General features: G+C 41.0%; 2 protein-coding genes. Both read right to left on the bottom strand.

Annotation, left to right across the window (positions count from 1 at the left end; all coding sequences use genetic code 11):
* Positions 1 to 1,056 (bottom strand): sulfatase (locus G3570_RS16280; RefSeq protein ID WP_165143925.1); only part of this gene is annotated, 1,056 nt, incomplete at its 3' end.
* 36 nt (positions 1,057 to 1,092) lie between these two features.
* The coding region (locus G3570_RS16275) for a sulfatase/phosphatase domain-containing protein (protein WP_165143924.1) at positions 1,093 to 1,579 on the bottom strand (487 nt) is incomplete at its 5' end.

Genomic DNA, 1,579 nt, shown 5'->3' with positions numbered 1-1,579 from the left:
CCAAAGAACTACAATCGTATTCTCACGCAATCCTAACTTATCCAATTTATCCATAAGCTTACCTACTTGAGTATCGATATAGGATACAGTAGCCATATATCCATGGATCAGCTCTTTTTGTTTTTCCCTATTAACTAATCCATCATCTCCAATTGCCGGAGGGATATCGGTATAACTTCGCAGTTCCCCAAACCGGTGATACGCCAGGTCCGGGCCGTTTTGTGAATGTTTTTGCCATTTACTCAACGAAATATCATCACGGTTATATAGGTCCCAATACTTTTTGGGGGCGACAAAGGGTAAATGAGGTTTTTTAAAACCGATACCTAAAAAGAAAGGTTTTTCATTTTCCGAAAGTTGCTCCAACAATTCCTGACCACGCTTGGCCAACAAACCATCGAGGTAGGCTTCATCAGGTACATCCAACATTTCGGTCGATGGCTTAATCCGTTCCATAGCATACGCCTTGCGCTCCCATCCATTAAGCCCTTCCATTTCAGCCTCTTCCATATACTTTTGGGCTTTCTTTTTTACCTCCGTTGATTGGTAATGCACGAAAGGTTCTCCATACTCCTCCAAGTAAAAATCCGGCATATTTTCCCGATAAGACAGACTCCAGGAACGTTTATCATGATCCTTATCTACGCTTCTTTTATCAAAAATTTTTCCGATACCTGCAGTGATGTAATCATTATTCTTAAAATGCTGAGGCAAAGTAACCACATCGGGATTCTTGTCTCTAATCATTACATTCAACCGCCAAATCTTGGTCTTATCGGGGCGCCATCCGGTCAGTAAGCTAGCTCGTGAAGGTCCACATACCGCCTGCTGGGTATGGTTATTCATAAATGTAACTCCTTCCGATGCAAGCTTATCCATTTGAGGAGTTTGGATTTGGTCATGACCATAGGCTCCAATCATCGGCTTTAGATCATCTACTGCAATGAAAAGCACATTAGGCTTCTCTCTGGTTTGCCCTATTGCAACATCTATGCTAATAAACAATAGCCCCATGATAACGCAAATAAGCTGTATAAATCGATTGCTTGAAAACATTATCTTATAGTTTGTTCTATAAACTTTTAGTATTTCTTATTCTGATTCTAAACTTTGAGAACTTCGTTGTTGAAGAAATTTTTTCAATTTTTCCTTTAGGTTATTTTCCACTTCGGAATACGACTCTTTGTTTACCAAATTTTGGGTTTCATTGGGATCTTCCTTGTAATCGTAAAGCTCACGACCAACAATATTTTCTTCCTCATATGGCTTGTAGCTACGATAGTTTTCGCCATGCCATTCAACATAGCGATAGCGATCGGTACGTAGTGCGTAACCCATCACATCATTCCACCGGTGATATTGACTGATAGCAAATTCTTTCACCCGTTGAGTCTTACCTGTTAAAATTGGACTCAGACTGGTACCAACTACATGTTCAGGAATTTCGAGGCCTGCCAAATCCGTCAGTGTTGGATACAGGTCAACAAATTCGGTCGGCGAGTCCACTTTTACATTCTTCTTGGCGCCCGGAGCTGATATAATCAGGGGGGATCTGGTGGCTTGTTCAAAATTTGAGTGT

Source organism: Halalkalibaculum roseum (genome assembly GCF_011059145.1).
GTDB classification, from domain to species: Bacteria; Bacteroidota; Rhodothermia; order Balneolales; family Balneolaceae; genus Halalkalibaculum; species Halalkalibaculum roseum.
Note: the sequence above shows the minus strand (reverse complement) of the source record. Positions and strands in the feature narration are given on the sequence as shown.